This is a genomic window from Ktedonobacter robiniae, assembly GCF_016587375.1.
Classification (GTDB): domain Bacteria; phylum Chloroflexota; class Ktedonobacteria; order Ktedonobacterales; family Ktedonobacteraceae; genus Ktedonobacter; species Ktedonobacter robiniae.
Genome location: NZ_BNJG01000003.1, coordinates 37807 through 63711, shown reverse-complemented (window position 1 = coordinate 63711; position 25905 = coordinate 37807). Strand labels below are relative to the sequence as shown.

The 25905-nt window shown below is 54.5% G+C and carries 25 protein-coding genes and 2 pseudogenes; 19 read left to right on the top strand and 8 right to left on the bottom strand.

The window, feature by feature from the left end; all coding sequences use genetic code 11:
* Positions 1-104 precede the first annotated feature (104 nt).
* Positions 105-800 carry a HEAT repeat domain-containing protein gene (locus JMJ04_RS32685; protein WP_201374606.1) on the bottom strand — a complete coding sequence of 232 codons (696 nt, stop codon included), beginning with the start codon at positions 798-800 and terminating at the stop codon, positions 105-107.
* A 1002-nt stretch (positions 801-1802) separates the two neighbouring features.
* Between JMJ04_RS32685 and JMJ04_RS32680 the strand changes: the two genes are divergently transcribed.
* The 4 genes from JMJ04_RS32680 to JMJ04_RS32665 all read left to right on the top strand — a co-directional run bounded on the left by JMJ04_RS32680 (position 1803) and on the right by JMJ04_RS32665 (position 8952).
* Entirely contained in the window at positions 1803-3620 is a 1818-nt protein-coding gene (locus JMJ04_RS32680; protein WP_201374605.1) for a hypothetical protein, read from the top strand.
* 110 nt (positions 3621-3730) lie between these two features.
* A complete protein-coding gene (locus tag JMJ04_RS32675; protein ID WP_201374604.1) occupies positions 3731-5662 on the top strand; it encodes a WD40 repeat domain-containing serine/threonine-protein kinase in 1932 nt (643 codons plus the stop codon).
* Positions 5663-5687: 25 nt separating this feature from the next.
* Positions 5688-7484 (top strand): adenine deaminase, encoded by a 1797-nt coding sequence (gene ade / locus JMJ04_RS32670; RefSeq protein WP_201374603.1) that lies wholly within the window; start codon positions 5688-5690, stop codon positions 7482-7484.
* Positions 7485-7539: 55 nt separating this feature from the next.
* A complete protein-coding gene (locus tag JMJ04_RS32665; RefSeq protein WP_201374602.1) occupies positions 7540-8952 on the top strand; it encodes a purine-cytosine permease family protein in 1413 nt (470 codons plus the stop codon).
* 840 nt (positions 8953-9792) lie between these two features.
* Here JMJ04_RS32665 and JMJ04_RS47270 read toward each other — a convergent pair.
* Positions 9793-9997, bottom strand: a pseudogene (locus JMJ04_RS47270) (transposase); the annotation flags it as partial.
* A 62-nt stretch (positions 9998-10059) separates the two neighbouring features.
* On the opposite strand from JMJ04_RS47270, the gene JMJ04_RS32655 reads away from it, so the two are divergent.
* Positions 10060-10296 carry a hypothetical protein gene (locus JMJ04_RS32655; RefSeq protein WP_201374600.1) on the top strand — a complete coding sequence of 79 codons (237 nt, stop codon included), beginning with the start codon at positions 10060-10062 and terminating at the stop codon, positions 10294-10296.
* Positions 10297-10588: 292 nt separating this feature from the next.
* Here JMJ04_RS32655 and JMJ04_RS32650 read toward each other — a convergent pair whose 3' ends face one another.
* The 5 genes from JMJ04_RS32650 to JMJ04_RS32630 all read right to left on the bottom strand — a co-directional run bounded on the left by JMJ04_RS32650 (position 10589) and on the right by JMJ04_RS32630 (position 14080).
* Positions 10589-10810: a helix-turn-helix domain-containing protein gene (locus JMJ04_RS32650; RefSeq protein ID WP_201374599.1), complete on the bottom strand. Its 222-nt coding sequence runs from the start codon at positions 10808-10810 to the stop codon at positions 10589-10591.
* 112 nt (positions 10811-10922) lie between these two features.
* A complete protein-coding gene (locus JMJ04_RS32645; protein WP_201374598.1) occupies positions 10923-11672 on the bottom strand; it encodes a hypothetical protein in 750 nt (249 codons plus the stop codon).
* A gap of 18 nt (positions 11673-11690) precedes the next feature.
* Positions 11691-12512, bottom strand: a complete 822-nt coding sequence (locus tag JMJ04_RS32640; protein ID WP_201374597.1) for an ABC transporter permease — start codon at positions 12510-12512, stop codon at positions 11691-11693.
* Positions 12509-13303 (bottom strand): ABC transporter ATP-binding protein, encoded by a 795-nt coding sequence (locus JMJ04_RS32635; RefSeq protein WP_007917380.1) that lies wholly within the window; start codon positions 13301-13303, stop codon positions 12509-12511. The genes JMJ04_RS32640 and JMJ04_RS32635 overlap by 4 nt, the downstream gene beginning before the upstream one ends.
* A gap of 153 nt (positions 13304-13456) precedes the next feature.
* Positions 13457-14080, bottom strand: a complete 624-nt coding sequence (locus JMJ04_RS32630) for a TetR/AcrR family transcriptional regulator (RefSeq protein WP_201374596.1) — start codon at positions 14078-14080, stop codon at positions 13457-13459.
* A 758-nt stretch (positions 14081-14838) separates the two neighbouring features.
* Between JMJ04_RS32630 and JMJ04_RS32625 the strand changes: the two genes are divergently transcribed.
* The 9 genes from JMJ04_RS32625 (at position 14839) to JMJ04_RS32585 (ending at position 22185) form a co-directional block, all read left to right on the top strand.
* Entirely contained in the window at positions 14839-15819 is a 981-nt protein-coding gene (locus JMJ04_RS32625; RefSeq protein WP_201374595.1) for a hypothetical protein, read from the top strand.
* A gap of 451 nt (positions 15820-16270) precedes the next feature.
* Positions 16271-16861, top strand: coding sequence for a TetR/AcrR family transcriptional regulator (locus tag JMJ04_RS32620; RefSeq protein ID WP_201374594.1), 591 nt, complete (start codon positions 16271-16273; stop codon positions 16859-16861).
* A 168-nt stretch (positions 16862-17029) separates the two neighbouring features.
* Positions 17030-17908, top strand: coding sequence for a haloalkane dehalogenase (locus JMJ04_RS32615; RefSeq protein WP_201374593.1), 879 nt, complete (start codon positions 17030-17032; stop codon positions 17906-17908).
* Between the two features lie 18 nt (positions 17909-17926).
* Positions 17927-18868, top strand: a complete 942-nt coding sequence (locus JMJ04_RS32610; protein WP_201374592.1) for an NADP-dependent oxidoreductase — start codon at positions 17927-17929, stop codon at positions 18866-18868.
* A 77-nt stretch (positions 18869-18945) separates the two neighbouring features.
* Positions 18946-19899, top strand: a complete 954-nt coding sequence (locus tag JMJ04_RS32605; RefSeq protein WP_201374591.1) for an alpha/beta hydrolase — start codon at positions 18946-18948, stop codon at positions 19897-19899.
* A 91-nt stretch (positions 19900-19990) separates the two neighbouring features.
* Entirely contained in the window at positions 19991-20848 is an 858-nt protein-coding gene (locus JMJ04_RS32600) for an NAD(P)H-binding protein (RefSeq protein WP_201374590.1), read from the top strand.
* 156 nt (positions 20849-21004) lie between these two features.
* The gene (locus tag JMJ04_RS32595) at positions 21005-21355 is read left to right on the top strand and encodes a hypothetical protein (RefSeq protein ID WP_201374589.1); all 351 of its coding nucleotides are present in this window, start codon (positions 21005-21007) and stop codon (positions 21353-21355) included.
* A gap of 196 nt (positions 21356-21551) precedes the next feature.
* Positions 21552-21995: a hypothetical protein gene (locus tag JMJ04_RS32590; protein ID WP_201374588.1), complete on the top strand. Its 444-nt coding sequence runs from the start codon at positions 21552-21554 to the stop codon at positions 21993-21995.
* A gap of 19 nt (positions 21996-22014) precedes the next feature.
* Positions 22015-22185 carry a hypothetical protein gene (locus JMJ04_RS32585; RefSeq protein ID WP_201374587.1) on the top strand — a complete coding sequence of 57 codons (171 nt, stop codon included), beginning with the start codon at positions 22015-22017 and terminating at the stop codon, positions 22183-22185.
* 207 nt (positions 22186-22392) lie between these two features.
* On the opposite strand, the gene JMJ04_RS32580 is transcribed toward JMJ04_RS32585, so the two are convergent.
* Positions 22393-23520 (bottom strand): RNA-guided endonuclease InsQ/TnpB family protein, encoded by a 1128-nt coding sequence (locus JMJ04_RS32580; protein ID WP_201376117.1) that lies wholly within the window; start codon positions 23518-23520, stop codon positions 22393-22395.
* Positions 23521-23576: 56 nt separating this feature from the next.
* Here JMJ04_RS32580 and JMJ04_RS32575 point away from each other — a divergent pair, with 56 nt between their 5' ends.
* The 5 genes and pseudogenes from JMJ04_RS32575 to JMJ04_RS32550 all read left to right on the top strand — a co-directional run bounded on the left by JMJ04_RS32575 (position 23577) and on the right by JMJ04_RS32550 (position 25891).
* Positions 23577-23789: a ribbon-helix-helix domain-containing protein gene (locus JMJ04_RS32575; RefSeq protein WP_307811788.1), complete on the top strand. Its 213-nt coding sequence runs from the start codon at positions 23577-23579 to the stop codon at positions 23787-23789.
* A gap of 190 nt (positions 23790-23979) precedes the next feature.
* The gene (locus JMJ04_RS32570; protein ID WP_201374585.1) at positions 23980-24429 is read left to right on the top strand and encodes a nitroreductase family deazaflavin-dependent oxidoreductase; all 450 of its coding nucleotides are present in this window, start codon (positions 23980-23982) and stop codon (positions 24427-24429) included.
* A 112-nt stretch (positions 24430-24541) separates the two neighbouring features.
* A pseudogene (locus JMJ04_RS32565) lies at positions 24542-25137 on the top strand (MFS transporter).
* A gap of 26 nt (positions 25138-25163) precedes the next feature.
* On the top strand, positions 25164-25610 hold the full coding sequence (locus JMJ04_RS32555) for an MFS transporter (RefSeq protein ID WP_201374582.1): 447 nt from the start codon (positions 25164-25166) through the stop codon (positions 25608-25610).
* A complete protein-coding gene (locus JMJ04_RS32550; RefSeq protein ID WP_201374581.1) occupies positions 25580-25891 on the top strand; it encodes an MFS transporter in 312 nt (103 codons plus the stop codon). Before JMJ04_RS32555 ends, JMJ04_RS32550 begins: the two co-directional genes overlap by 31 nt.
* Positions 25892-25905: the final 14 nt, after the last annotated feature.

Genomic DNA, 25905 nt, shown 5'->3' with positions numbered 1-25905 from the left:
AGGAGGAGGTGTTCTTGTACTGCCATTCCTGTGTAACAAGAATGGTTTTCTCCCTGCGCTGCACACGTGTTGGGATGGTGTTGGAGCCCCAATGCAAATGAGTTTCATAACTGGCGAAGCTGGAGCTTGTAGTCCGTGAGCGCTTCTTCGGGAAATGCCGAGATGAGTTTCTGCGCGTGTTTTCCCACCTCGCTCTCGCGCTGCTTCTTTACCAGAGCGATGAGTGTTGGAAGAACGTAAGCCACTTGATCCCCTGCTCTCTCAACGACATCCAGCAAGGTGTCGACATCTGGGCTTGCTCCAGCCGCTTGAGAGAATCCAGCCTGACTCAACAAGCAATGAACGGTAGGGCAGCAACGAAGCGCATAGTCATCTGCAATCGTCTTCATGCTTAACATCGTACAGAGTCCTTCGACATCGTAGGCCCACGTCTGGTTCTTGCCGGCATCCGCGTGATATGGTGGTCCTTTTTCCAAAAGTGCTTGGATGAGATGTGGCACAATGACATCTGGTCCCATATCAGTGAGCGTCTCTACTGCCTCACTCCATCCAAGAAGGTTCGGATCGCCAATATGGTAGATGAGTTCTGGGATAGCTGGCTCATTCTTGGGGTAACCAATGAGATGAAGGGCCCGAATGGCAAGTGCTTGCCGTGCTTTCCCTGGATGGCGAAGCGCTTTCACTAGGACATCCACCACCCCATCAGAGGCATCTGCTAACTGGTAGAGAAGTTGATCGGCCTTTGGCTTATTGCCCAGACGAGTGGCCTGAAGTGCCTCGTCAAGAAGTTGTTCTAACATGTTCCACCCCTATTCGTGCGAACGACAAACGGCGAAGAGGACCGAAGAAAAAAGAGTGCTGGCCTATTATATCGCAGGCGAAAAGAAGTATTTTCATGGAACTCTGGGGAAAGGAGCTGGTTCTCAAGAAAGCCCTATTGATACACAATATTCGGCATGGTATCGACACACTCTTAAGATGGTTAATAAATGCATTTTTTTGTATGATAAAATGCATTTATAAATCATAAACTAAAGGACAAGGATTTAAATTTATCTTATTAAATTGTGTGATTTTGAAGATTAATTTGCAATGAGCCCGGGATATTTACTTACTAGGTGGAAGAATATTTTATATCGTGTTATATATCAGCATCAGCAAAAATAGACGTGCCTCAGATAAATGTTTTTAGAGGCGCAGATAAATTTGCAAGGCTAGAAATAAATTTTATTCATTATAGATCCAAAGGTGCAAACGTCTTTTGCTACACTAGCTAATAAAGCACCTTATACCCATATTTTCTCAATAGTATTTTTACTCTAGATGAGCCATATAAGCCTTGACATTGTATGTAGGTGCATGTTATTTTTTAACAGAGTTTTCACATCGATAGAAATCGCTTTTTGCTTATAAGCTCTTATACAATATAAGAGCTTATAAGCAAAATAATTTTCACTTGAAGGAAGTCAAGGCCCTTGTGCAGATATTTTGCAACGAGATTATGTCTTGTCGAAGAAGGAGGAAATGAACATATTTCATCTGTAAATACCACAGGCACTTCTCTTGTTTGATAAAGCGTCACATGTGACCAGTAAGTCATTTAAGCACGTTGAAAATCTGTTGCATACTTCAATGCATACATGCTAGCTGTGTCCATTCACAACATAGCGTGCCTTCTCATTCGCAATGACTCTAGAAGATGACGGCTGATATGCAAAGATGTGTTTTTCTTATTATTGTTCGCTATGAATGCGGCGCTTCCTCTTGATCACCCTACTTTCCGGTGGAGGTTTAACATAGTAATGCGATACGAGCGAAATATTACACCAACATCAATACAGGTCCCGCAATCAGGTGGATCAGTTGCGACATTTGCTGCGCCTGAGATGACGCCCAGACCTGATTCCCATGCCCATCAAATTATTCCCCAACGCTATATAGCATTGTATACGCGTGGGATGGGCTTTTTTTTTGTGGCTCACCTAGCATACTTGATCTTCTTGCAGACGCGATCAGATGTTCTCGAAAATGCCCTTCTGCGTGATATTACCGATGTTATCGTGCTTTTGGGAGCCCTTGCCTGTACACTCGTTTGTGGTATCGCGCTCTGGAAGCTGCGCAGCGTCTCGGTCGGCGACGTTGACATCCTCGCGAAGCGTGCCTGGATCGCGATTTTCTGCCTTGGAGCATCCTCTGCGACCTATGCTATCGGACAGGTCATCTGGACCTGGTATGAGGCGACAACGCCTCTTTCCGCGTTCCCTTTTCCAGCCGCATACGATCCCTTCTATCTGGCTGTCTATCCCTTTAGCTGGGTCGGAGTCGCGCTCCTCTTGCCACGTGGAGGAACCGGAGTTGGACGTACTCGCCTGGTCGTGGATGCTGCGACTGCTGTAGCCTCAATATTGGCCATCTCCTGGTATTTCTTGCTTGGTCCAACGATCGCCAATTTGACCGGTGAACCACTGGCGAAAATAGTTGCTCTAGCCTATCCCCTGGGTGATCTTTCGCTCTGCATTGCGGCTGCGATCTTGCTCTTTGGCACCTCTGGATCAACAACCTTTAATTCAACGCTGGCAATTCTCTCTGCCGGTGTGACATTGCTGGCGGTTACCGATTCGTTATATGCCTACTTCTTGCTCCAGGGAACCTATCATACGGGTTTCCTTCAAGATGCAGGTTGGCCTTTGAGCTGGCTATTGATTGGTTGGGCCGTGCTTACTTATCTCAATAACTTGGCCCGTGGAGCTGATGCCCATCGACCAATACACGAAGTCCAATCCTCTACCCGCCTAAGCCGTACAGGTGTTGCGTTGCGCGCGGTCGCCCCGATGATACTGTCTCTGTTGACTTGTGCCTTGCTCTTGTTGGAAGTAGAACTGCGCCAGAGCGCTCCTTTGATTCAGGTGGTGTTCGTATGTGCTGGTCTGTTCTTACTCCCTATTATCCGCCAGGGACTCACGCTTGTGGATAATATGCTCTTAAATGAACGTTTGCGTGTCTCACTCACTCAATCGCAGCAGGCGTTCCGCGATAGCCAGAAAGAACTGCTCTCAACCACTTCGCGCGCCGCTCAGTATGAAGAGTTGCGCACAAGCATCGAAAATCTTCAAACCGTCCACGCTGCGCTGGCTCGCGGTGATATGTCTACACGCGCACATGTACAGGGCCCCCTCTCGCCTGTTGCCCAGAGCTTGAATCTCTTGATTGAGCGTATGCAACGTTGGGAGCAACTGAGCCAGCAGAATCGGATATTACAAAGTGAGGCACGATTGCTAACTGGCGATATTGAGGCACTCAACCAGGGACATCTGCCACAGAAGCGCGACTATTTGCCCAGCGCACTACCGACTGGTGGCGCAATGATCAGTCTTTTGCACCTGGGCAAGCGTTTGCACCTCCAGTTTCGCTATATCAATGAAACACTAGAGCGACTGTATACGCGTAACAGGTCTCTCAATGAGGCAATGGCAAAGACGCGTCAGATGCTTCGCGAGCAGTCTTCTCCTCAGCAATTAGATGCCTTGTTGTTGCAATTGGAGAAAGGGCTGGTGAGTTATCAGGAGATGCTTCTTGAGGCCCGCAAGCAGGCCAATATCTATGGGGAGTCAGAGAGCTAGAAAGCAAGTGCGCTTCCTCCTCCCCGACGCGAAATAGGGAACGAAATAGTTGGGCATAATGATTCCGTGTGAGTTATGGAGTACTGAGATCTTTAGCTGTAGGACGAACAATGTATGTCTGCTTGAATCCGAGTGAGCCTCACGAGGTATCGGAAAAGACTGAACAGCAACTTAGGTGCCAGTTTCCCCAATGTGGCTTTCTTTTACAGGGAGCTGCTCTTGGGCGCTGGCAGGCGCAACGCCTCATTGGTCGCCAGCATACGACCGACCTATATCTGGCAACATCTACTATACCCGGCGAGCAGATGTTGGTCAAGGTTATAAGAGAGTATTCGCCAGGCCTGCTTGGCCTGCTGGAACCGTTACTGACACTACGCCATCCGCACATTCATCACATATTGCAGATGGGTCAGGTTGATCAGGCACAGGCCATTTATCTGTTGGGGCGTTATGAAGCTGCGGGTTCGTTGGCGCGTTTGCTTAGAGCAAACACACGCCTTCCTCTTGAAACTATTGGTGCACTTGTGTCCCAGATCGCGCTGGCGCTTCAGTATGCCCACGAGCACCATCTGATACACGGTTCTTTGAAGCCTGAGAATTGCCTGATTGTCAACTCCAACCATATCCAGGTAAGTGATTTTTATCGGGGTTTACAACCAGATGGGATGAGGCAACTCTTCGTATCACCCTATCTGGCTCCAGAGCAATTACAAGGGACGCTCCTCCCGGCATCGGACCAGTATTCCCTGGCGGTGCTCGCGTTTCATTTCCTGTGCTTCCACCTGCCCAATGATGAGATGAAAAGTGAGCTGCTTTCGCCATCGGATGAGCGTTTTATGTCACTAGTGATGCGGTTTCCTGCCGCGATTGGCCGTCCTCTCGCTGTCGCACTCAACCAGAATCCTATGTCGCGTTATCCTGGTGTAATGATCTTTGCCCGTGAATTGCAGCAAGCTCTTAGCGTGGCATCGCAGACACGTTTACAAATACCATCGAGCACGCAGCTTTCGCCATCGCCCGCTTCCCTTCGTAACAGTGGAGAACATCTCCTTTACCCGCGTCAGATGCCCGCACAGGAACGGCGCACCTCGATCCAGAAAAAACAGGAGAGTCTACTTGCTCCCGTGCGCCTGGCTGCATTAAGTCGTTTGCCCGGACATACCGAAGCGGTAACACTGGTGTGTTGGGCACCAGATGGTCAACACCTCGCTTCGGCGAGTTTAGATCGAAGCGTGTTGATATGGAAGGTGCAGCAGCGTATTGGTACGCCACTCGCAACCCTGACCGGTTATCAGGGCGAGATCAGCGCTTTGAGCTGGTCACCGGATGGTGCGCTACTTGCGACAGCGGGCAAGGATGCGGCCCTGCGTATCTGGAGATTCGTGCACGCTCCAACATTTACCGCGCGAGTTGATGCTTCCTGGTGGGGCCATGATGGCCCCATTACGGTGCTAGAATGGTCGCCCAACGGGGTCCAGTTGGCTTCGGGTGGCAGGGATCAGATGATACGGCTCTGGGACCCCAAAGGGACGCAACTCGCCTTCTGGCAAACACATAAACGAGGTGTAACCGCGTTGGCTTGGTCTCCTGACGGTCAGATCCTCGCGACTGGTGGAAGTGATCGGCAGATCCATCTCTGGAACGCTGCCACGAAGGCGCTGCTTGGGAGTTATACCAAGCATAGCGACGAGATTCGCCAGGTACACTGGAGTCCTGATGGCAAACTGCTTGCATCTTCGAGTGGGAAAAAGGAAGCAGAAATACACATATGGGAGCCTCGTACGGGTCAACGCCTGGCTCAATTGAGGGAGAGTGGACGCGAAATCGTGGGTATGTTCTGGGCAAGAGACGCTAGCTGGCTTGCAGTTGCAGCTAGGGATGGCATGCTACGCTGCTGGCAGGTAGTTGGTAACCAGGTGACACCTTTGCCACCCCTTGAGTTGGGTGTCATGCCAACTTCTATCGATGGGAGTTTAGAGCAGAGGATCGCCGCGATAGGCACGGCTGAGATGATTATTTCCTTACAACAGTGGAACGCATAAAAAGGATAGGAGGTAAAGGAAGGTTATGACTCAACGTTGGTTTGACGGCGTAAAGAGTGTCCGTCCCCTCACAATAGAGGAGCGGCGCGACTGCATAGAGGTAGCACGTGGTCTTAAGGTGGCGAACACAGTTTTTCGCAACGCCCGCGTTGTCAATGTCTTCTCTCATGAGGTCTACCGCGCCGACGTTGCGATAATTGGGGATCGTATTGCCGGTATTGGACCAGAGGGCGCATACGACGGACAGGAGATCATCGATTGCGAAGGCCATTACCTTGTGCCCGGGCTGATTGAGGCGCATACGCACGTCGAAGATGCGCTTCTGGTTCCAGGTGAGTTTGCGCGCGCGCTGGCACCGCACGGTACCACAACATGTATCAGTGATCCTCATGAGATCGCCAATGTGGCAGGCGTCGAGGGCATTCGTTGGCTCATGGCCGCGACCGAGGGCATACCTGTGCGCTTGATGTACACGTTGCCCTCATGTGTGCCAGCCAGCCCATATGAGAACGCGGGAGCGTCTCTGACTGCTAGCGATCTGGCTCCTCTGGCACGTGATCCTCGTATCGCTTCAGTCGGTGAGGTCATGAACTTTCCAGGTGTACTAGAGGGGGATCAAGTGTTGTTGGAGATGATAGAGCTTGGGCGACCCGAAGGCGCGACCGCACGTGGATTGCCGGTCGATGGACATGCCCCCGAATTGCATGGGTTAGATGTGTGCGGTTACGTAGTAGCTGGCGTTGAATCGGACCATGAATCGGTGAGCGCGGCGGAGGCGTTGGAGAAACTACGCCTGGGCATGTGGCTCTGGGTGCGTGAAGGCTCAACGCGCAACCTGGAAGAACTGCTACCCGTGATTATGGAGCATAAACCTGAGCGCAGTGGCTTCGTTGCTGATGACCGCACTCCTGGCGACCTGTTGCGTGAGGGGGATCTTGATCACATCATTCGTCGTGCCGTCCGTCTGGGGTTGGACCCTATTCAAGCTATCAAGATGTCCAGCTTGCACCCGGCGCAATATTTTGGTTTCAAGGATCGCGGTGCCATAGCACCCGGTTACCTGGCAGACTTACTGGTCGTGCCAGATCTCCATGATTTTCGACCACGCCGTGTCTATATTGGCGGTCAACTGGTCGCGGAGAATGGGAAAGCACTCTTCGAGGCTCCCTCTTTGCCAAGCGTACATCTTGAAGCTGTCATGCAAACTATTCGCCTGCGTGATTTTAGTGTTGATCGCCTGCGTTTGCCGGGCCATAGTGGAAAAGCGCGTGTGATTGGTTTGATTCCTGATCAGATTGTCACTGAGGATCGGCTTATGGAGGTCGAAGCCAGAGATGGGTACCTGGTAGCTGCCCCTGAGCGTGATCTCCTGAAAGTCGCGGTTGTGGAGCGTTATTGGCGTGGGCGCGTTGGTGTTGGCCTGCTGCATGGCCTGGGGCTACAGCAGGGAGCGATGGCATCCTCAGTGGCACATGACGCGCATAATATTGTGGTCGTGGGAAGCAATGACAGTGATATGGCCCTGGCGGTACGTGAAATTGAACGATTGCAAGGAGGGTTAGTTGTGGTAGCAAATGGCGAAATCATAGCGACACTGCCTCTGCCCCTTGGAGGCATTGTCTCTCCTCAACCAGTGGAGGAAGTGGCGCGCGATTTAGAAGGCCTCGACCAGGTAGTAACGGAAATGGGCGTAAAGATAGCACACCCGTTTGGCTTCTTATCATTCCTGGCGTTAAGTGTTGTCCCATCGCTTAAGATTACTGATCTTGGAATACTAGACGTCGATGCATGGAGCATTATTTCTGTTCAGGAATCATACTGAACATTATTTTATATTCTAGCAATCCTGGTATTATGCAAAGGAGCAAAAACGTATTATGGAAGCAGGAAATATTTCCGAGCTTGAGCAAGCGTCAGTGGGAACGAAGCCCGGAACGACAACGGGCTTTGAGGTTACTGGTATTGAACGCATTGGTGAGGATGAGCGTCACCATACGCAGTTAGCAGACACTATGTGGCTATGGTGGTCCGCTAACTCGGTGATTGCGACTGTGGCTCTTGGAGCACTAAGTTTCTATTCAGGGCTAGGTTTTTGGGGTTCAGTCGTGGTCATCCTTGTCTTTAACGCTCTGGCGGCGCTGCTGGTCGCGTTTCTGAGCACACTCGGACCCAAAACAGGTCTGGCTCAGATGCCTCTCTCTCGCTTTGCCTTTGGTTTTCAGGGAGCGAAGCTTCCAGCGGCCTTTAACGCTCTGACTGGCATTGGCTGGAACGCAGTGAACTCGGCCATTGGTGCCAGCCTGCTCACAGCCTGGAGTGGAGGGGCTATTCCTTTCTGGGTTGGGCTCATCATTCTGGTGGTCGCAACAGTGCTTGTCAGCACCTTTGGTTATTTCATTGTCCACAGCTTTGAGCGCTTCGCCTGGATTCCGATGTTTCTTTTGTTTGGGTATGTATTCTTTGCTGGTACAGGTCATTACCACGTAGATCTCCCTATGACTGTTGCAGGCTTGCCCCTGTTCGCGAGCGTGCTGACCTTCGGTGGCACTGTCTTCGGTTACGCCGTGGGCTGGGCATCCTATGCCGCTGACTATACACGCCACCAGCCGGCAAATACATCGAGTAAGAAGGTTTTCTCCTATTCCTTCATTGGCATTCTTGGTGCCAATATTGTCCTTGAGATCCTGGGAACCTTGCTGATTACATCGCTAGCCCCCACGGCGGCTCTTCCCGATACTGGCAAACTGATTGTCGATCTTCTCGGTAATGGCCCTATCGCAAGCATTGTGATCTTGCTGCTGGCAATCAGCATCATCTCCAATAATGTGCCAACAGACTATAGTTTTGCACTCTCCGTGCAAGCAGTTGGTGTCAGGGTAAAGCGTTGGGTGCTGACGGTGGTTGGTGCATTATGCTACCTGGCTGTGGCTCTGTTAGTCCAGTCGAATCTCAACCTTAATTTGCAGGGGTTCTTGCTGTTGATGGCCTACTGGCTGGGTGCCTGGTGCGCTATTGTGCTGATTGAACATCTGTTGCGCAAGGGGCAATATCCCCTGGATGATTACGCGAATGCGAAGAAGTTGCCTCTGGGTATTGCGGCCATTGTGGCCTTAATACTGGGCCTGGCTATCGCGGCTTTAGGAATCAATCAAGCATCAGTGATTGGTTATGAAGGGCCCCTGTCGCATCTGCTCGCGGACGCAGATATTGGCTTCCCCTTGGCAATCATTACGGCATCGATCGTCTATTATCCGTTGCGTCGCTTGGAAATGCGCAGTAAGGGACGCTAAACATAACACCAACTTAGTGCGATGAGTAGTATTACTTGTCTCATTGACATCCTCCCCCTGCCTCAAGACAGGAAACCCTAGTGCACCGGTCAAATAATCAAGCGGCGGGGTAAAACGCATCGCGGGTGTCTCATCGAGACACCCGCGACCAGGATCACTTAGATTTGTGCGTGTGTAGAATGCATGGGATATCGCATAGATTTGCGTGTAGTCATGTTGGCCGGGCGGTGTGAGGCTCCTTGTGTGGTGGAAGTGGAGGAGGGTACTTGTGTGTTGTGGGGAGAGCCATGCCTGCAATGACCTTTCACGTCGCAGATCATCCCGATTTACGCATGATTGTTTCCATTCCTGTCTCGGGGACAGATACCGTATCCAAATTGACGGCTCTTTCGGAGTCTGACTCAAGACTTCAACCTTTTCCAGCTGTTTAGCAAAGCTTCTCCTCCTCTCCATGTTGGAGCAATATCTCGTCTATGGGTATTGTCAACTTAAATTTTTTTGTTGATGAGCTTTCACCACTTCGATGCCATATCAGCCAGAATTCTCGAACAAACAAGGGCAAGAAATAGGGCACAATCCCCACTTTGAGGTCTGTTTCTCTTCTATAAGCTCTACAATTGTAATTAAGTTGACAATACCCTTTGAGTTCTTCCCCAGGACTGTGTTAGGATGTCTCTATCTTCCTCATGTGGAGCATCCTACAGCGGCGTGCTAAAAAATTGGACTATGTCTAACTCTGCCTTTCTTGACCAGGAGGAGGATAGCCACAGTGCTGGAACCATCTATGTGCATCCTGAGCGGTAATGGTCAGCAATGCGTGGCTAAGGGCTTCTTCCAGGGCCTCTCTGGTTCTGGCTCCAGCTCGACGTAAGGCGGTTTTGAGTTTGGAAAACGCTTCTTCAATCGGAGAAAGGTCAGGTGAATAGCTCGGTAAAAAGAGGAGCTGACAGCCTTTCGCCTCGATCGCCGCTCTCACTCGCGCGCTTTTGTGGGTCTGGAGATTGTCCATAATCACAATCTGCCCGGCATGAAGACTGGGGACCAAAATCTGTTCGACATACAGTTCAAAGGCCGTTGGGCGCTCGCGCATACAGGGGCGTTAAGGCAATGTTGGAACCGCACTCATCAAGAAAGACCAGTTCGTTTGTCGGAAGCTTTTGTGCGTTCTCGCACCACGTGGCACGCTCCTCTGCATTGCGCTCCGTCGCCCCAATCGACTTTTTTTCGCGTCCAGCCCAACCGTTTGATGACTCGACTCATGGTCCACCGGCTCACCCGTTCCCCTTGCGCTTGCTCCCACATGGCACAGTGTTGTTCCAGCGTCGCGTCGACATGCGCCTGTAATAGTGTGACACAAAGCATTAATCGGCCACCTCGGTCACGATACGGTTTTCTATCTACGCTTCCGAAACGGAATTTTCCGCTCAAACTGCTCTGCTCTGGCTGAGTCTAAAAGTAGAAAGCCCTTCAGAAGCCGATACAAACCAATCTGGAAAACTATACTTCCGGCCAATTTACGCTTTATTTTTGCACTTTCGGCCACAAATTGCTTTTTTAACACAGCAAATTTTGAGCTTGAATAGTTCAGGCTATCGGCCAAGTTATGCTTTTTTTGGCGGCCATTAATTGCTTTAAGTCACAAATAGGGGAGCACGCCAGCCTCCACTTGTGTCCGTTTCTTCGGTGGGCGACCAGGAATGGCTTTGGGTCGAACATGTCCTTCCTCTCGTCGTTGCTTCACATACCGCTTGAGCGTGGAGAGAGAAATCCCAAACAGCCGAACAATCTCAACCCTGGGATAGCCGGAGTCCACCGCTTGCAACACATGCTCGCGGGAATCCTGAGAATATGCCTTCATCACCTGGCTCCTGCAAAGAAATGAGACGGAACAAAAAGACAGCGATGGCGCGTCGAGTCTGCATCTCTTTGAGCAGACCCGACGCACTGAGAGCGCCCACCCCTACGCCCCCTTAACCAACCTTCTCCATTTTCCACGGCCTAGTGATCAGCCCCACCAGGAGAGCAGCACCCATGCCCACGAGGAACGGACCCACGCCAATGGCGTTCGTCTGACTCCACGCAAACAACGGGGTCGCCGCAGGGAACAAGAGCCATGCCCCGATGACGCCGAGCAACAATGCACCAAGGTTCACGCCCAGCCTCAGTCCGCGTCCAATCTGGGAATGAGGACCGAGCCTGCTGCTCCAGTCATCGGCGAGGCGCCGGGGAACCTGCGACCAGTGCGCGAGGCTATGGACCGCCATCAACGGAAGCCAGAGCAGTGCGCTAAACACATGTGCCAGAAGGAACAGCTGGATCGGGCCGGTTACGACAAGTCCAATCCCACTGCCAACCATCACCAGTGTGGTGGCGAGCAGCACCGGGCCGAGCACGCGCAGGACCAGGGGCGGCGGTCCCCGGCGTACGTAGGTGGGTGCCCCGGTGTAGTAGCGCAGAAAACGCCAGCCCGTTGAGCCCATCTTCACCAGGAGCGGGCCAACCAGCAGAACTCCGACAACGGTATGGGCGGGAAGCCAGATGCGTAAGAATGCTGACGTCACCAGTTCCACGATGATCAGCATCAGGAGCACAAGGCTGACCAGCGCGGTTAGCCGCTCATTGCCGATCACCTCTACGTGCTTTTCCTCATCCTTGTGCTCCTGATGCATCGCTGCGGATGGATGCTCAGGGAACTCATTTCCAGGTATGTGTGCAGGCATGACGCTTCCTTTCCTCTGCTAGGCATTGATATCCTGCTGGCGGAAGGCCACGAAACTTCCCACGACAAAGACCATCATCCACACCAGCGCGACCAGTAAGGCAGCGGCATAGCCCTGGGGAGGGATGGGACCAACATCGGTGGGAAACACCGAGCCGGGCAAAAAGTTGAAGGTGCGAATCGGGAACCACCGCGACCCTGATTGCCACACCATCGCGATGATGCCCTCCGGGACCAGGACGTAGGCCAGGGAGACTCCAACTGCTATGCCTGTTGAGCGCGTCAGGACCGCGATCAGCATGCCCAATAGGCAGACCCCGACGAGACAGAGCACCTCGTTGCTAAAGAAGGCAAGCCAGGCACTCAGCCCTGCCGACGAGGTCCAGGCAGCGGTCTGGACGCCTTGAGCGTGGGCGACGACAAGGACGAGCACGCTACTTGCCACCAGGGTCAGCGTCATGGAACAGAGGACAAAGAGCAGCAGCGCCAGCATTTTGCCGGCGAGCAGCCGCAGGCGGCGCGGCTCGCGCACCAGCAGGTTGCGCCAGGTGCCCTGGGACCACTCGGCAGCCAGGTTCGCCGTGACGATGATGAGCGCGACAACAATGATGAACGAGCGCGCCTGTCCCACCACCGTAATCAGCCCAAGCTCGGTGGGAAATGCGTGAGCGAGAGGATCTACCTCCTGGCCGGTGGCACCAGACGTAATTTGATGGAAGGTCAGGTAGGTAAAAAAGGCGCTGACAGCCAGCATGATCCCGGTCCCGGCGAACATACTCCAGCGGCGACACTTGAGCACCTCACTGCGAAACGCACGCAGGAGGGGAGTGAGTGGGGTCATTGTTGCTCTCCTTTCAACAGTGCCAGGAAACGCTCTTCAAAACTGACCCCTTGATGCTGGTCCAGGAAAGCGCGGGCGGGGCCGTTGTAGAGCGCCTTGCCCTGATGGAGCATGACCAACCAATCCGCGACCTGCTCCAGTTCTCCCAGCAAGTGGCTGCTGAGGAAGATGGTCTTGCCCTGTTCGCGCAGACGGCGCAGCAGATCGCGGGTCAAGATGATGCCCAAGGGGTCGAGGCCATTGGCCGGTTCATCCAGGATCAAGAGGTCGGGATCGGGAAGCAGCGCCATAGCGACCCCGAGCCGCTGCTTCATGCCCAAAGAATAGCTCCCAACCCGGTCGCGCGCTCGATCGGAGAGCTCCACCAGATCGAGCACCTCACGCACGCGGGAACTGGGGTAGCCGCCAAGGCGGGCAAGCACTTCCAGATTGGCCCGCCCGGAGAGACTCGGATAGAAGGCGGGCGCTTCGATCAGAGCCCCAACACGCGACAGGTAGCCAAGCGAATGGGTCAGCGGCTGGCCCAAAATCGTCGCGCTTCCTGCGTCTGGTCGGACCAGTCCGAGCAGGAGGCAAATGGTGGTCGTTTTCCCGGCTCCATTGGGACCGATAAAACCAGCAATGGTTCCGGCAGGAACGCTGATGGTGAGTCCATCGACAGCAGTCAGCTTCCCAAAATGCTTGCTCAAGCCATGCGTCTCAATGGCGAAGGCGCCCGAGGCGCTGTCTGGAGCAGAACCCGTGGAAGGTTGTGCCTGGGATGCCGGAAGCCGGTCAGGAGAAAGGGACATAGGCACCTCCTTGTGTTGGCCTCCTATCTGGGAGAACGGAGAAACCATGGGATCTCATGTTGCAATTATTCCTTTCTGCAAGAAGAGGCTCTCTCGATAGATGCACGAGTCGAGAGGTTACTTATCGTTTAGTAAGTTGCTGCGAGAAATATATCAGGGCAGAGGCCGTTGCTCCCGATCCGCGATGCCATCGAACAGCACACTGACCAGGGAGGCCGCCGGATGCGTCCCTGGCAGGCTCTTCGCCTCCCGCAGCATGCCCATGTAGAGACCAACCAAGACGTTGACTGGCAGATCAGAGCGAATCACTCCCGCATCGTGGGCGGCTTGAAAAAGACCCGTGACCTGCTGTCTGATCCGGTCGAGCAAGGACAGGATGACCTGCTGGTGTTCCGGGTCCTTGAGATGTTCTCTGGCATCGCGTAACAGCATGCTCAAGCGCTCGTCAAGGGGAAGGGAGAGCAATGCGGCAGTGAGCAGCGTCAACCGTTCTCGGACATCCTGGGTCGCGGCAAGAGCCTGATCGATCCCGGCCACTCCCTCGTCCACGAACACGGTCTGGATCATCCTGGTGAAGAGATCTTCCTTCCCTTTGGGAAAATGGTAATACAAGGCAGCGGAGGTGACCTTGACGGCTTCGGCGATCTCTTTCATGGACACGCCTTTATAGCCTTTCGCCAGAAACAGATCTGCCGCTTTGGTCAAAATCTGCCGTCGGGTTTCCTGGTCCACAGGGGAGGATGCATGCCCCACCTGTTGCTTCACCGGTTGTTCCATGATGGCACGACTCCTTAGTAAATTACTAAACGATCAGTAAGTTCCACAGAGAGAATAGCACAGGCACAGAAATGCTGTCAAGGAGGAGAAGAATGGTTCAGCTATTCGGTTCAATTGTTTTACACTCCGCTGTAGCGCAGTTCCTTTTGGCTTATATATCTTTCGCTCAAGTTCCTATAGCCTTAAAAACATACTTGAGGATTCTTTGTAGGATTCATCCTCTGTAGGATCCCAGAATTGGTGTCATTGGCCCAGCTCACCTCGCGCGAAAAATCCCTCTATTCATGTCATTGCTTCCCAAGAAACGTGTCATCAGCCGACAGGATTCCCACAAAACGTGTCTTTGCCCTACCAGTGAACTGTCTTTTTCCATGCGTTCTAATGGCGGAATCGGCTCATAAGCTTCTCTGCGAAGAGGAGGTGTCATAGCGGGAATGCTCAAAAGACAGGAAATATGGGAAGAAAGACACCATTGGTGGGATCCTACTGGGTGTGCTCGCGGGAGGAGATGTTGTGGAGAAATCTCAGGAATAGTGTCCTTAATGCCCTTGGATGGTGATCTCTGATAGTCCCTCTTCTGGCTCTGTCTGCTCTGTTGGCCATGCTATTCCTAATGTCATTCAAAGAGTGCGGAAGGCGAGGAGATGGTTTGGGGGGAGGGCGTGGGCGTGAAGGTTTTCACGATCAAGAAGCTTGACTCCACCATGCCATACCGCTATACTGCCGTGAAAAATACGTGCAACAAGGAAAAAAGGGATATGGTGCAACTCTTCTACGAAACAGGGACGTCGGCTGTTGATGAACCTCTTGTCAACACTATCCAGCGCTATGAGCGTGTTTTCTCAGGGCGTGTGCGCGGTTACTATCTTCTTGGTAGCTACGCTGATCGCTGTCCCGTGGTTGGTAGCGATATTGATATGTACATCCTGTTTGGGGAAGCATTTGTCGCGCCAGAGGAGATCGTACGTGCCCAAGAACTTGCGCATGTCTGCGCGCAGATGAGTACGCTGCGGCTTGAAATCAAGCTCTGTTGTGAGCAAGAACTGGCTGAAGGCAACGAGCAGAGTATCATGCGTGTGGCCTTGAAGCAAAACAGTGTGTTGCTCTATGGAAGTGATACGCGCCCGACGATGGAGCTACCAACGAGAGAGACCTACACCCGTGACGCGACTGACGCCGTACTTGATTTCTTATTTCGCCTGCATCATCAGGACTATCTGACGTATCCTCTCACCTATCCGCAAGCAGGGAATGAGTTCTATGGGTATGAGCACTTGGTCAAGCTGCCTGTACATGTGGCAAGCATTCACGCCTCTGCCGAGGATGCCGAGAACACGTATTACGCCACGCGGGAGCTTGTAGAGTGCGCTTGCCGCATGGCAACCGCCTTGCTGACTCTCCAGACCGATTGCTATGTTGGTACCAAGCGTGAGAGCGTAGGACACTATCAGGAGATGATCGGTGGGGAATGGAGTCCCTTCCTCCTAGAGATGTTTGAGAAGGGAAAGCTGCAGTGGGGATATGGTCTGCCCAAAGGCAGCGCCCAACGAACTGAATTACGCGTTCTTTGTGGTCAGATGCTTCCCTTTGAGAATCACTACTTGCGTCACTATCGCGCCTATCTCTTGAGGCAAGCGAGAAGCGCGGAGAGCTCGAGCCGTCAGTTCGCGTTTGAGCGTTTTGCCATAGTTCATTATGATGATGACGAGGTGTACGCAGTGTTGATGTCGCGAAGATGATAAAAACACAAACAGGGAGATGTCGATGCCGCAAATAGTGTTGAACCCCATTCCCAATTCCTGGCCTGGTCATTAAACGTTGAATGTACGCGCATTGGGAAGTTGGGATGAAACAGGAAATGGAAGAGATGGCGTTGTGGCTCCTGGAGAGCTTCGAGTGGTGGGATCTCAAACACCCTCTGGAAGGCGTCGTTGGCCGCGTGGACCGGGCCGTTTTCCATTCTACGGAAAAGCATCAAAGCCTCGCTGGAGAAATTTACAAGCGCTTTGGCCTCCCGTCAGCTTCTTCAGAAAAGCGGGGGTGTGGGCCATTGCCCTTTTCAGCTTTGCAACAGATTGGTCGCGAAACCTGTTCTTTTGACCAGTGCTACAAAGGTGAGTGTATGCTATATTTTTGTAGTGAGCATTCACTATAATTCGTAAGACATTGGAAGGAGGAACGTTTTTTCTGATGAGAACACGTCGATACATTTTGGAGGCGGCAGAACGCATGCTGCAAACAAAGGGCCTGGCTCGCCTGACCAGTAAAGAAATTGCAGAGGCCGCTGGATGTGCTGAAGGAACCCTGTATAACCACTTTGAGACCAAGGAAGCATTAATTCTGGCGGCTATTGAAGAAAACCAGCCGGAGTTCTTCACCGTGGTTGAGGAGGATCGTGTTGGAGAACGCTCCATTGAAGAAAATATCCAGGAAATCGCCCGGGCTGCTATTCGTTATTACCAAAAACTCCTCCCATTGACGACGGCGTTATTCGCCGACATGGACCTACTGGCTCACTTTCGCCTCTGGCTGCAGGAGCACCAGCGTGGACCATTGGGGCTCTACGAGATCGTTGCCAGCTATGTTGCCGCTGAGCAGCGTCTGGGTCGTCTCAAGCCAGAGATCGAGCCGTTTGCGTTCGCGGCGCTGCTGCTAGGTCCCTGCCATCAGTATGCTTTTATCCAACACTTTCAGGGGCTCAATCCCTTCCCTGTCTCCGAAGAGCAGTTTGTCGCTGGCATGGTGCAAACGCTCTTGTCGGGAGGCATCCCTGTGAGGTAAATCGTGCGGGAGGAAGCTTTCTCCTGGTGAAGTCCACCGTTGAAGAGAAAGCATTTTCCCGGCAATGTGACGTTTTCTTCGACGTCTCTTGCTTGAGATCACAGACCGTCGACATCACTACCGGTCATCCAGAAGACTCGTAGTTCGTAGAAAAGAACGAGAGCACTTATGATTAACGCAACCTTTCCTTATCCTAAAAAGTTTCAAGAGGTGCTTGGACTACAAATGGCCTACGCAGAGGTCGGGAGCGGCGACCCGATTGTCTTCCTGCATGGGAATCCGACTTCTTCCTACCTCTGGCGCAACATCATCCCTTCTCTGGAGGGCTTCGGACGCTGTATCGCTCCTGACCTGATTGGCATGGGCGATTCAGCGAAGTTGCCCCATAGTGGCCCCGACGCTTATACCTTCGTCGAGCATCGGCGCTACCTGGACACGCTCCTGGAACAACTCGACGTTCGGGAGCGCATCACCTTTGTCGTGCATGACTGGGGATCGGCTCTGGCCTTCGACTGGGCCTATCGTCATCCAGATGCAGTGAAAGGTCTCGCCTATATGGAAGCGGTGGTCGCCTCTAGGAAATGGGATGAGATGCCCGAGCGCGTGCGCAAGAGCTTCCAGAACTTGCGATCTCCTGCGGGCGAACAGGTGGTACTAGAACAGAACTCGTTTATCGAGGTGTACCTGCCCGCGACGATCCAGCGCACCTTGAGCGAGGAAGAGATGCAAGCGTATCGCCGCCCGTTTGCAGATCCTGGTGAAGGGCGTCGTCCCACCCTCTCCTGGACACGTCAGCTTCCCTTTGATGGCGAGCCTGCTGATGTCACCGAGATTGTTGCGACCTATGGGGAATGGCTTTCCCATAACCCCATTCCCAAATTGTTTATTCGCACTGAGCCAGGCAATATGACCCCGAATTCTCTGGCGGTTTGCCGGGCCTGGCCCGCGCAGATCGAGATGATTGCGCACGGACTCCATTATCCCCAGGAGGACGCTCCTGACGAGGTGGGGCAGGCATTGGTGAATTGGATACAAACGCTTGAGTAAGAAAGGATAAGAATAACGATGGCAACTCAGATGATGCGAGCTATGCTCACTCATAGTTATGGTGGCTCTGAATCGCTCCGGTTGGAAGAGACGCCCCGCCCAGTCCCGGAGGAGGGCTGTGTGCTGGTGCGGGTTCATGCCGTAGGCCTGCAACCCAAAGATTGGCTCATCCCTCAGGGGGTGTTCAAGGAGTCTCAGCCTGTCACCTTTCCATTTATTCCTGGTGTCGAAGTGGCAGGAGTCGTCGAAGAAGTGGGGCCTGGGGTGGCCGCTGATCTGCTCGGGCAAGCGGTGCTTGGGCGGGTCGCCAGAGGCGGTTATGCCGAGTATGTCTCGGTTTCGGTCAAAGCACTCGCGCTTAAGCCAAAGGCATTGAGTTTCATTGAGGCGGCCGCATTCCCGGATGGAGCGCTCACCGCCTGGCGGGCGCTGTTCGACAATGCAGGGGTGACCGCTGGACAACAGGTGCTGATCCAGGGCGTCAACGGCATGATCGTGTTCGCGATACAACTGGCGAAATGGAAGGGCGCTCGGGTGATCAGCAGCGCTTTGGAGAAGCATCGCGAATTTGTACTCTCCCTGGGTGCAGAACAGTTTGTGGATATTACGACGACCCCCGCGGAGCGGATGGACCTGGTGCTGCATGGGGCTAGCGCGACGGTGAGTAGCGCGCTGGCAGCGCTGCGTGACGGAGGGACGCTGATCTCAAATGCCGCGCTTCGCCCCGAGGAACAGGAACAGGTGCAGGCGCGTGAGATACGTGTGGTGACGAGTCAAGGAGTGGCAACGGTCCCCCTGGAGACGCTGACCCAACTGGCGGAGGAGGGCTTTCTCAAGGTGCCGGTGGGCAAGACGTTTGCCCTGCGCGAGGCGGCCCAGTCCCATGCCTACGCGCAGAGCGGTCAGGGATGTGGGCGCTTCGCGCTACGCGTCGTGGAAGATGATTCCGTGATGTCTTGACTGTAATGTAACACATATGCGTATGTTTCTCTTCTTTTATTGTTTTCCATTTTTTGCGTATTGAAAAAGAAGGTACGATGACGACCAGACACCTTGTTGACCTTGAACTTTTGCCCACGCTTGATCATATTCCTGATATACAATTCACCACAGAATCCCTGGGGCACATCCGCGCCATGATGAAGCAGAACAGGCAGCCTGTGAACAGCCCCGAGTTCGCCAGCATTGCTGTCAGCGAGCGCTTCGTCCCCGGTCCAGAAGGGGCACCTGAGGTACGAGTGCTGGTGTACCTGCCGACCACCGTGCAGGGGCCACTGCCCGCGTTGCTCTGGACCCACGGGGGCGGGTACGTCATGGGCGCGCCTGAGCAGGAAGATTTCCTGGTCAAGACCATGGTGTCAGCCGCCGGGTGTGCTGCCGTCTCAGTGGACTACCGTCTGGCTCCTGAGACGCCCCATCCCGGGCCGGTTGAGGATGCTTACGCGGCCTTGAAGTGGCTGTACACCCATGCCAGCGAACTCGGCGTCGATCCGACGCGCATCGCCATTGGCGGTGGCAGCGCGGGAGCCGGGCTCGCTGCCGCGCTGGGTCTGCTGACCCATGATCGCGGGGAAATTCCTCTGGTGTTCCAACTCCTGCTCTTTCCCATGCTCGATGACCGCACCGTCACCACGGCTGATCCCCATCCTTATACTGGCGAATTTCTCTGGACAGCCCAGGCGAATCAGTTCGGCTGGACAGCACTGCTGGGGGAACAGCCGGGTTCGCCTGGCATTTCTCCCTATGCGGCTGCCGCCCGTGCAGAGAACCTGGCAGGGCTTCCACCCGCCTTCATCTGCGTGGCTTCCCTGGATCTGCTCCTAGAAGAAGATATGGAATATGCCCGGCGTCTGATGCGAGCGGGCGTGCCAACGGAACTCCACGTCTATCCTGGTACCTACCATGGCTTCGTGTTGGCTCCCAACGCACAGGTGGCGCAGGCCGGTATAAGAGATCTCTTAGCGGCGTTGAAACGGGCGCTTGTGGGCTGAGACGAACACCTCCGGGCTTGCCTCGCGCTTCGAGAAGAAAAAGGCGATGCCGGATGCATGTTTCCTATGAAAGGATAATAAGGAACTTCTCATGATCTTCATTACTGGAGCGACGGGAAACGTCGGACGTGAAGTTGTCAATCTGCTGCGAGCTTCCGGCGAGGAGGTTGTAGCAGTCACCCGCCATCCCGCCACCGCCGTGCTGCCCGATAGTGCTGTGGTGGTGGAAGGCGACCCCACTCGCCCACAGACGCTGGCAAAGGCTTTGCGCGGCATCGAGGCGGTTTTCATCAGCCCGCGTGCCCTTGGGGATGCCACTGCTGGCGCTGCCACTGTTGAACTGCTGAAGCTGGCCGCTAAGCAGGGTGTGCAGCGCGTGGTTGTGTTATCGGCTGTGACCGTCGAGTACGGCGTCGGGTATCAGCACTTCGCTAACGCTTTTAAGGCGGTCGAGGATGCGGCCCGTGCTTCTGGCTTACCGTGGACCATCCTGCGCTGCTCGGACTTTGCCTCCAACGCCCTGGCCTGGGCACCTCAGATCCGCGCGGCTGGTGTAGTGCGCGGCGTCTACGGTGACGCGGCAACCTTGACCATCCACGAACGGGACATCGCCGCAGTCAGTGCCCTGGCGTTAGTGGACGCCGCGCATACCGCACGCACCTACGTGCTTACCGGCCCGCAGTCCCTCACTCAGCGCGAGAAGGCTCGCCTGATCGGCGAGGCCATCGGCCGCGAGGTGCCCTGGGTGGAGGTGCCCCCTGAGCAGCTTCGCCAGGCCCTGCTCGCTCAGGGTGTGCCCGAGGATGTCCCTGACAGGATCATCGGCTATTGGGCCGACCACGTCGGGCGGCAGGAACCGTCTTCACCTGCTCTGGAGCGGCTTCTGGGCCGCCCCGCGCTCACCTTCGCCCAATGGGCAGCTGAGCACTCCGCCACCTTTCGGAACTGAGAGGACTCTGTGGCGGACGACCTCAAGTGCGCCGATCGGCGGATGCAAGGTCAGCCTCCACTCACAGACAGTCATCTACGCTCTTTTTGCTACCGTCACAAAGCTGTTCCGTTGCTTATCCCCTGTGGTAGGCGCAATCTTCTCGAAGGAGGAGTCATGTCATTCTCACAACGACTCATGCATGTTGGACCGCGCGGTCGCGCGTGGATACGCATTGCTCTGCGTTTCGGCCTGGTCGCCCTTTTCGCGGTGGCAGTAGGCGCCTCATACGGGCTCTATGGGCTCACCCGGGCCTCCGCCTCGCCTGCCCCGAGCGTGCAGAAATACCTGGGTTACTGGAACTACGATCAGCCCAACCTGACGACCTTGAACAACGTTGCCGTGCTGGCCTGTCCGGACGGCGGAGGCCAGTGCGACCCCCAACTCCCTCTGCCATTGAAGACCCCCCCAGGTCGGCTGGGTGCTGTTTTCAGAAGGCTCGAACGGTACCGTCAACGGACATACTGACCAGGGGTGCACCTGGAATTTCCGGGTCACTGCTACTGGTCTTGAACTCTCGTCGACCACCCAAGAGTGCTTCAACCCCGCCGTCGGCTCTGTAGGCAACATCATCAAATGGTCGGTCACAGTGGACGGCAATAAGGAACATGAGGAGATTGTTGCCATCAGTCATCAGCCCAATGGCATCGACCTCATCGCTCCGATGAAATCCGGCTCCCGCACCAGAGTCAACGGTGTCGGCGGAACCGAGTCCTTCTCACGCTTCCTCGGCGGGTATAGCTACGATCCAGCGGACTTCCATACCCTGACGAACGTGGTAGCTACGGACCATGGCACCGTCTTCCTTGAGCAGGGGAGCATCCAGTTCACCAAAAAGGACCTCGGCACTATCCTGGCTCACACCCCCGATGGCTGCAACTGGACACTCGCCGTTCGGGGCGACACCGCCGAACTTGATCCGGCCACACAGACATGCCACCTGGCCAGCGGTGATATCTCATTCCACTACTGGGCGATAGTGACCGACGACGGCGAACACATGAATGCCTTTCGGGCGGGAACCACCACGCTCACCGGTCAGCAGCCGACAAACACCTACCTCTACATTGGTGCGCTGACACGATCGAGCCAAGCTGAGGAAGAGTAATCGCATCGGAAGGTGGTTCATGCCTCAGTTGAGCGGAACCACCTTCCTGGAGGTTGACGTGGCGCCTGCAGAGAGCGGCGAGTGGGTACAACCGCTCTCTGCTGCGAAAACCGGATGCTCCGTGACCAGTACTCCATCGGCTACGAATGCTTCAACGGTAACGAGTATCAAGGCCGCCACGAACCGTTGATTCCGTTGGAGTTTCCATTATGTGCAGCAGGCTATGACGCACATAGCAAGTCGAGTTGAAAGGAATATTACCTATGTCTCTTCATTGACATTTAGACCACTAATTGACACTCCCCCGGATACATCCAGGGGGATTCTTCTTTCATCCAGGCGACGTGCTGACTCCCATCGCTGAAAGCCAGGAGCGGTCTTCCTGTCCAGAAGCGTTTCATGCACTCACTGGTGCATCAGTTCCCATCTGCCCGATGGTACTGAGCGCTTTTTGCAGAATGTTGCATGCCGCATTGTGATCCCTGTCGAGCACCACGCCGCAGTCAGGACACACATGGGTACGGATGCTCAAGCTTTTCTTGACGAGCGTGCCACACGCACTACAGTTCTGACTGGTGAAGTGGGGTGAGACGACAATCACCGGGACGTGATGCAAAGAGGCATAGTAGGTAACCCAAGTCAGGAATCGACCCCAGCCGGCATCATGGATGCTCTTGGCAAGGTGCCTGTTCCTGACCATGTTGCGGATCTGGAGGTCTTCAAAGGCAATGAAATCGTGAGATGACACCAACGCGTTTGCCTGCTTCCTGGCAAAATCTTCGCGCTGCCTTTGGACATTGAGATGGGCCTTGGCGACGGCTTGACGAGCTTTCTTGCGGTTCTGACTCCTCTTCTGTTTCTTGCTGAGACGCCGTTGCAGTCGCTTGAGACGTTTTTCTGCCTTGCGATAGTGGCGAGGATTCTCAACCGTGTTACCTTCCGAGTCGGTGTAGAAGGCTTTCAAGCCAACATCAATCCCAACGTACTTGCCAGTGGGCAGATGCTCAATCTGGCGTTCTGCCTGGACACAGAATTGAGCATAATAGCCGTCTGCACGCCGAATGAGCCGCACACGCTTGATCTGCTTCACGGGGAAGGTTTCCATGTCACGCGTCCCGACAAGGCGAAGACGGCCAATCCCACAGCCATCGGTGAAGGTGATATGGCGCCCATCAGGCTCAAGCTTCCAGCCAGTCTGTTTATACTCGACCGAGCGGTTATCGTGTTGAAAGCGCGGATATCCCTTCTTTCCTGGCTTCTTGGCTTTGCAGTGGTCATAGAAGCGTTGAATGGCAGACCACGCACGATCGGCACTGGCTTGGCGTGCTTGAGAGTTGAGAGAAGTCGCAAAAGGATACTCTTTGGCAAGAACGGCACAATAGCATTGCAAATCATTCTTGTTTGCGCGCTCATCCATCCAGAGACGGAGACACTTGTTGCGAATAAACTGCACAATACGAATAGCTTCATCTATAGAAGTATATTGCTGGTATTCCCCGTCAAGTTTGTATTCGTAGATGAGCATGGGCATCCTTGACCTTTCCTTCATTCTCTGCTATATTATACAGCAATAAATGCTGTATGTCAATGCGAAGGGGGCATATGAAACGAACCAATTTGTATCTCACAGAAAAACAAATGGAGCGCCTTCATCAGCGTGCAGAAAAAGAAGGGGTGGCCATAGCGGAATTGGTGCGACGTGCTGTTGATAGTTTCCTGGCATGGGATGACCCAACGTATGCTCCTATGCCTCCCACACCCCAAACAAGGAAGAGCCATTCATCCCCTGGATGAATCACAGGGGCTTTCTGGCTCGCTCTTGGTAAAGGAGTCGGCTCGTGAAGGCACATGGATAGGTTAGGGTTATGCTTGTGTTCAAGCAGTTTTTTTGACCAGGCTCAATTCAGGCGGTACGTGCTTTCACTTACCCGGCATGATGTCTTGACAGACTGTATAGAAAAAGAAAGAAAGAAGGCACGTATATATGGTAAAGAAACAACCGATTCTGCGCTTTGCGCGAGTAGGGAATAGAGTGATAACAGCGTTACTGCGTACAGGTATCAAGCTCAACGGCTTGGGCTATCCCATGTACCTATTGACGGTGCGAGGGAGAAAAAGTGGTCTGCTACGCACAACACCAATTGTCGTGCTTATGAGACAGAATGAGTACTATCTGGGCTCGCCCTATGGGATGGTCGACTGGGTACGCAATCTGCGGGCCGCCAGAGAAGCCACGCTGACGCGCGGACGACGCACGGAAACGTTCACGGCCAGGGAACTGTCTCCCAAAGAAGCGGCACCGGTGCTCAAAGAGGCCTTCAAGAAGGACAATCCCTTTGTCCGCTCCTATGGGGTGACTCCTCAATCTTCATTGGAGGAATTTGAGCGGGCCGCTATGACCCACCCGTTTTTTCATTTGCAGAGAACCTCGTAACCATGGAACCATTCGAGCCCTCTCGGCCCTCCCTCTTTTCGGTGGCAAAGAGGCTGCTGATGGTCGAGCGGAAGCGCTCCACGGAGTGGCTCACGAGCAATCGGGAGAGACGATGAACGTACAGGAGATGCAGACGCCCCGTACCGGCGTTCAGGTCGAAGAGAGGCACACTCTGACTGGTTCTGAACGTGCCAGGCCGTCCAGGTGGGCGATCCTGGCCATCGTCGCGGTAGGCGTCTTCATGGCGAACCTCGATTCGAGTATTGCCAATATCAGCCTGCCCTCCATTGCGACTGCCTTTGGGGTCGCGCTGAGCGGCGTGGTCGAATGGGTGGTGATTACCTACCTGGTCGCCATCGCGTCGGTCCTGCTGACGGCTGGTCGCCTGGCCGATATGTTCGGACACAAAACGGTCTGGTTGGCCGGGCTCCTGGTGTTCACGGGCAGTTCGGCACTCTGCGGGGCGGCGCGTTCCTTGCCCGTGTTGATTGTCGCGCGCGGCCTGCAAGGCCTGGGGGAGCGCTGCTGATGTCTGTCAGCCCCGCCCTATTGACCAGTGCGTTCCCGGTGCAGGAACGTGGATGCGCGCTTGGGCTCAATGCCGTGTTTGCCGCGCTGGGAGTCAGCATCGGGCCAACGCTGGGTGGCGTGATCCTTGCGGCCTGGAGCTGGCACGGGATCTTCTTTGTCAATCTCCCCTGGGCCTGATCGGAATCGCAGCGACGGTGCGCGTCTTGCCCGGACGGACGCCTCGCCACGCGGGCGCCTTCGATCCTTTCGGCGCGCTGGGGATGGCGGGTCTGACGGCGGGGCTCTCGTTTGGACAGGTGCTGGGGTGGTCCTCGGTGCCCATCCTGGGAATGCTTACCGCAGGCGTGCTGGCGCTGCTCGTGTTGCCGCTGATCGAGAGGCGGGTGCGTTCTCCCATCATTATGCTAAGCCTGTTGCGCCATCAGGTCTTCTCGTCAGCCCTGGTGAGCCTGCTCTTGAGTTATCTGGCGCTGTTCGCAGTGAGCTTCGTGATGCCGTTCTATCTGGAACAACTGTGCCACTTCTCAACAGCTCAAGCGGGACTGCTGTTGACGTCCGTCCCGCTTGAGCTGTTGAGAAGTGGCGTCCCTCAGCGGCGCGCTGGCTGGCAGCGGGAGGGTTGGCACTGGCCTGCGGACTGGTCTTGCTAAGCCAGTTGGATGCGCGGAGTTCGCCGGGAGATATCGTCTGGCGCCTGGAGCTGACGGGATTGAGGCAGGCGCTCTTTCAATCGCCCAATAACAGCGCGTTGCTGGGGGCGGCACCCGATGAGCAGCGGGGCAGTGCATCGGGCCTGCTGGCGACTGGGCGTATTCTGGGACAAAGTCTGAGTATCGCGTTGGCGCGAGCGCTGTTCGCGTGTCTGGGTGGCTCGACGGCAGGGCAGCTTCTCCCACGGGATGCGCAACGAGAGCTCATAGCTGAACAATAAGAGAGGGATTGGCG